Source organism: Bacterioplanoides pacificum (assembly GCF_042648445.1).
Lineage (GTDB): Bacteria > Pseudomonadota > Gammaproteobacteria > Pseudomonadales > Oceanobacteraceae > Bacterioplanoides > Bacterioplanoides pacificum.
Genome location: NZ_JBHRYB010000002.1, coordinates 1 through 6704 on the forward strand (window position 1 = coordinate 1; position 6704 = coordinate 6704).

Genomic DNA, 6704 nt, shown 5'->3' on the forward strand with positions numbered 1-6704 from the left:
TCCGGCAGCACCGAACTGTGCTGACAGTGATGAAGACGGCATTCCGGATTATATGGACGACGACTCCGACAATAACGGCGTGAAAGACGGTGACGAACTGACACCTCTGAATGACACCGATGGTGACAAAATCCCTGACTTTGCCGATGCCGACGACGACAACGACGGTCAGTCGGATATGGATGAAATCAATGATGTGTTAAATCCGGCAGCGGACGACCAGGATGGTGATGGCATTGCCGACCATAAAGACGCTGACAGCCTTAACGATGCGGGAATGGCTGATAATTCGGGTGACTCTGATAACGATGGTATTTCCGACACCACTGAGAAAGGTGACGCAGAAACACCACGTGACAGCGATGGCGATTTAATTCCGGATTATATGGATGAAGACTCCGATAACGACGGTATCGCCGACGCGGATGAAAAAGGAGACACTGAAACTCCGCGTGACAGTGATGACGATGGCATCCCGGATTACCGCGATGACGATTCCGATAACGACGGTGTTAAAGACAGCGATGATGCCGAACCAACCAACCCGAATAACGACTCGGACGGTGATGGCACGTCTAACAAAGACGAAACCGATAACGGCACGGATCCGAATGATCCGGATTCTAACCCGGGCACTGGTGTTGATCCGTCACCGGGTAACGGTGGCGATAACAGCGACAGCGGGTCGGAGGAACCTCAGGGCAAAGTGGAATCCGGAGTTCGCGGTGCCGGTAGCATGAATCTGCTGTTTGTACTGGCGGCAGCGGCACTGATGTTGCGCCGCCGTCACTGGGCCTGGTTGCTGATGCTGCCGTTATCAGCACAGGCCGCCTGGTGGGATGAAATGAATATTTATGCCGGTGCGGGTATTGGCCAGAGTTATCTGGAGCCAGATACATCGGGTGATTACAGCCTGGATCAGAGTAAAGATACGGCCTTTAAACTGACCGCCGGCTGGGACTGGAACGATAACTTTTCGATTGAAGGTTATTACGCCGAACTGGGTGAGGCACGGTTAAATCCGAAAGGTTCTCTCAGTTACCGTATGGTGGGTGCAAATGCACTGGCGAATTACTGGTTGTCGGGCGAACCCCGGCAGCCGGGGAGTTGGGCGCTGTTTGGTAAAGCCGGTCTGAATCATATGACCAACGAAGGCCACGATATTAATTACGATAAACAGGTAACGGCACAGCTGATGTTGGGTGGTGGTATTGAATATTACCTGCCAAAAGCCTTCAGTCTGCGGCTGGAATACGATTCTTACGATGTGGACGCGTCGTTATTATCGCTCAGTGTGGTGAAGCGTTTTGGTGCCAGCAACCGCTATCAGCCAGCGCCTGCGCCACAACCTGAGATTGCCAGCGTGGAAGATATTCAGGCATTACCACCAACCGCTGCCGGTCCGTTAGAGCCGGAAGTGAAACCAGAACCGGAGCCAGAGCCAGAGCCAGAGCCAGAACCCGTCGATAGTGACGCTGATGGTATTAATGATGAGCTGGACATCTGTCCAGGCAGCAGTGCCGGCGTACCCGTGAATCAACATGGTTGCGCCACCTTTGCAGGAGACATCGGCAGTGTGATTGTGAATATCAGTTTTGCACTGAATTCAGCCGAGCTGGGTGAGCAGGATAAGAAAATGCTCGATCAGATCGCAACCTCATTCAGCGAGTACCCGAACCTGAAAGTGGAAGTGGGTGCTCACACCGATAGCCTGGGGTCTGCGGCTTACAACAAGACTCTGTCCCAGCGTCGGGCAGAAAGTGTGGTTAACTACCTGACTTCCGTCGGGGTGGATAACCAGCGTTTTCGCGCCAAAGGTTATGGTGAAGCACAACCGATCGCCAGTAACGACAATGCGCCAGGGCGGGCGAAAAACCGCCGGGTGGAGTTTATTGTGATCAGCCGCTGATCGCACTGTTGCAAAAGCTGTGTTCGGGCCCCCTGCCAGTATTGGCCGGGGGCTTTTCTTAATAGTTCTATAGTTGAGATATTAACTAAGTAATTAGGACTATATTCTGATGCTTTAAAGTAACATTTTGAAGTTACAAAAAATTACAAAGGCAGATTTAAATGACTGTTATGTCACTTAGGTTTGAATCATTAAATGATTGTAAAATAAACAATAATTCAAGTGGGAAAATTTCAATGTTGTGCCATGATACTTTTAACCAAAAAAATATCGGGTGCTATATGTCTCCAGAAATACTCTCAAGAAAGTCAGTATTTTTTGTACTGCTTATGCTGATGTCTATTCGAGCTGAAGCTCTGATTATAGATAATGATAAAACTGCAAACGATGGTGGTTATTTCAGTGTCGATGTGGACTCTGCTGGTGACACGATAACGGTACTTGTTACTGATCCAAGTTCTACTATTCAATCCGAGGATATTGCATATGCCTACGAGGCTTATGTTGTTGTGGGAGGCACAAGCGAGCGGTTAAGCAATAACGGCAGTGCTCCCGTGCAGGATTTATCTGACCCAGACAAAGTCTCCAGTACAGGTAGCTTCACGGGCAGTTCCGGCAATCAAATTAACTGGTCTGTAGAGAGCTCTATTGCTGATGATTCGTTGCAGATGCGTAGTGTCTATACATTCACAGCACAGTCAGGAGAAATAGGTGATTTAGAGCTTCTGCAATATCTCGATCAAGATGTTTTAGGTGCAAGTGATGATGTTTTTTTTGATCGAGGAAGTTCTTCTTCTGCTGATATTCAGCTTTACACAGTGGATGGTGATAGTGCTATTGCGCTAGGCATTAGTCATAGCGGTGCTCAAAAATCAGAACAGGGACTAATAAATTCTTCTTATACTGGGTGGGCTGTGTGTGACTACGACAGCAAAAATTCGCTGACAAATGGAGGTTTCTCTTATCAGGTTGATGGGGTTGTTTGTCCACAATTAACAGGGACTAGTACGCACCCTGATGTAGGGCCTGTATTAGGAACCGATGACATTGTTAGCGTCATGGCTTGGAGTATATCTCCAACCGCGACGCAAGCTGTTGTGGTCACCACATTGGGAGGTGTCCCTGACGCCGGTGTCGCCATCGCAATAGATGATTATGATCGCATTATTGAGAATAATGGATTAAACGAAGCAGTAATCGTTAATGTGCTTTTAAATGATATTGCTCTCGATCAGCCTATTATTGTTGATAATTTTTCTGTACCAGCCAATGGCTCCATTACATCTAATGGAGGCAATATTACCTATACTCCTGATGTTGGTTTTTTCGGATCGGATACTATTTCATATCGTCTTACTGATGACTCCGGTGATTCTGATACTGCAACAATTACCATTCAGGTGTTGGAAGATTCTGACGGCGACAATCTCAGTAATGAAGAAGAAGCTGAACGCGGTACAAATCCTAATAATAGCGATACTGATAGCGACGGCGTTGCTGATGGGCTAGAAGTAAGTGATGGTACGAACCCGCTGGCTGCTGACTCCGATGCCGATGGCGTCAATGATGGCCAGGAAAAAACCGATGGTACGAACCCGCTGGCTGCTGACTCCGATGCTGATGGTGTCAATGATGGCCAGGAAAAAACCGATGGTACGGACCCACTGGCTGCTGACTCCGATGCTGATGGTGTGAATGATGGCCAGGAAAAAACCGATGGTACGAATCCTCTGGCAGCCGATTCCGATGCCGATGGTGTGAATGACGGCCAGGAAAAAACCGATGGTACGAATCCTCTGTCGGCTGACTCCGATGCTGATGGTGTGAATGATGGCCAGGAAAAAACCGATGGTACAGATCCTCTGTCAGCCGATTCCGATGCTGATGGTGTGAATGATGGTCAGGATACTGAGCCTTTAAATCCAACAAATGACTCCGATAGCGATGGTGTGTCAAACCAGCAGGAGAAATCGGACGGTACGAATCCTCTGGCAGCCGATTCCGATGCCGATGGTGTGGATGACGGCCAGGAAAAAACCGATGGTACGAACCCACTGGCTGCTGACTCCGATGCTGATGGTGTGAATGACGGCCAGGAGAAAGCGGACGGTACCAATCCTTTAGCGGCCGATTCGGATGCCGATGGTGTGGATGACGGCCAGGAAAAAACCGATGGTACGAACCCTCTGGCGGCTGACTCCGATGCTGATGGCGTCAATGACGGCCAGGAAAAAACCGATGGTACGAATCCTCTGGCAGCCGATTCCGATGCCGATGGTGTGAATGATGGCCAGGAAAAAACCGATGGTACGAGTCCTCTGGCAGCCGATTCCGATGCTGATGGTGTCAATGACGGCCAGGAAAAAACCGATGGTACGAATCCTTTAGCGGCGGACTCCGATGCTGATGGTGTGAATGACGGCCAGGAAAAAACCGATGGTACGAATCCTCTGTCAGCCGATTCCGATGCTGATGGCGTCAATGACGGCCAGGAAAAAACCGATGGCACGAACCCGCTGGCGGCTGACTCCGATGCTGATGGCGTCAATGATGGTCAGGAAAAAACCGATGGTACGAACCCGCTGTCGGCTGACTCCGATGCTGATGGTGTGAATGATGGCCAGGATACTGAGCCTTTAAATCCAACGAATGACTCCGATAGTGATGGTGTGTCAAACCAGCAGGAGAAAGCGGACGGTACTAATCCTTTAGCGGCCGATTCCGATGCTGATGGTGTGAATGATGGCCAGGAAAAAACCGATGGTACTAACCCTTTAGCAGTTGACTCAGACGGTGACGGTGTAAACGATAACGACGATGCCGAACCCAATAATCCGTCTAACGACAGTGACGGTGACGGTATCCCGAACGATAAAGAAACGCAGCTGGGTATCGATCCGAATAACAAAGACAGTGATGGCGATGGCCTGACGGATGATAAAGAGTTAGCGGATAACCTGGACACCAACCAGCCGGATACCGATGGTGACGGCGTGATTGATGCGATCGACAGCGATGACGATGGTGACGGTACACCAACGGCAGACGAGTTGAGCGATAACAACGACGACGGTGACAACGATCCGGCCACGCCAGTGAAAGACAGTGATGGCGACGGCATTGCCGATCATAAAGATGCTTCCACCGGCACTACGGGTAACGGTGATGGCAGTGGTGATTCGGATAACGATGGTCTGAGTGATCTGCAGGAATGTCCGGCAGCACCGAACTGTGCTGACAGTGATGAAGACGGCATTCCGGATTATATGGACGACGACTCCGACAATAACGGCGTGAAAGACGGTGACGAACTGACACCTCTGAATGACACCGATGGTGACGAAATTCCTGACTTTGCCGATGCCGACGACGACAACGACGGTCAGTCGGATATGGATGAAATCAATGATGTGTTAAATCCGGCAGCGGACGACCAGGATGGTGATGGCATTGCCGACCATAAAGACGCTGACAGCCTTAACGATGCGGGAATGGCTGATAATTCGGGTGACTCTGATAACGATGGTATTTCCGACACCACTGAGAAAGGTGACGCAGAAACACCACGTGACAGCGATGGCGATTTAATTCCGGATTATATGGATGAAGACTCCGATAACGACGGTGTAAACGATAATGAAGATAGTTCACCAACCGATCCGAATAACGATTCGGACGGTGATGGTGTGTCTAATAAAGACGAAACCGATAATGGCACTAATCCGAGCAATCCGGACTCAGACGGTGACGGTGTAAACGATAACGAAGATGCTGACCCGAATAACCCGAATAACGATTCGGATGGCGACGGTGTCTCTAATAAGGACGAAACTGATAACGGTACTGACCCAACGAATTCGGACTCAGACGGTGACGGTGTAAATGATAACGACGACGCCGAACCAAATAACCCGAATAACGACTCGGACGATGATGGTGTACCTAATAATGAAGATGCTGAACCAAATGACCCGAATAACGATTCGGATGGCGACGGTGTCTCTAATAAAGACGAAACCGATAACGGTACTGACCCGACTAATCCGGACTCAGACGGTGACGGTGTAAACGATAACGACGATGCCGAACCAAATAACCCGAATAACGACTCGGACGGTGATGGTGTACCTAATAATGAAGATGCTGAGCCAAATGACCCGAATAACGATTCGGATGGTGACGGTGTCTCTAATAAGGACGAAACCGATAACGGTACTGACCCGACGAATCCGGACAGTGATGGTGATGGCGTTAACGATAAAGATGAAACCGATAACGGCACTGATCCGAACAATCCGGACTCAGACGGTGACGGTGTAAACGATAACGACGATGCCGAACCCAATAATCCGTCTAACGACAGTGACGGTGACGGCATCCCGAACGATAAAGAAACGCAGCTGGGTACCGATCCGAATAACAAAGACAGTGATGGCGATGGCCTGACGGATGATAAAGAGTTAGCGGATAACCTGGACACCAACCAGCCGGATACCGATGGTGACGGCGTGATTGATGCGATCGACAGCGATGACGATGGTGACGGTACACCAACGGCAGACGAGTTGAGCGATAACAACGACGACGGTGACAACGATCCGACCACGCCAGCGAAAGACAGTGATGGCGACGGCATTGCCGATCATAAAGATGCTTCCACCGGCACTCCGGGTAACGGTGATGGCAGTGGTGATTCGGATAACGATGGTCTGAGTGATCTGCAGGAATGTCCGGCAGCACCGAACTGTGCTGACAGTGATGAAGACGGCATTCCGGATTATATGGACGACGACTC

Annotated in this window: 1 protein-coding gene and 1 pseudogene; both read left to right on the forward strand. The window is 49.9% G+C overall.

Annotated elements, in window-relative coordinates:
• The coding region (locus ACFOMG_RS03320; protein ID WP_376864802.1) for an OmpA family protein at window positions 1-1909 on the forward strand (1909 nt) is incomplete at its 5' end.
• 1097 nt (window positions 1910-3006) lie between these two features.
• Window positions 3007-6704 (forward strand): annotated as a pseudogene (locus ACFOMG_RS03325) (hypothetical protein); the annotation flags it as partial.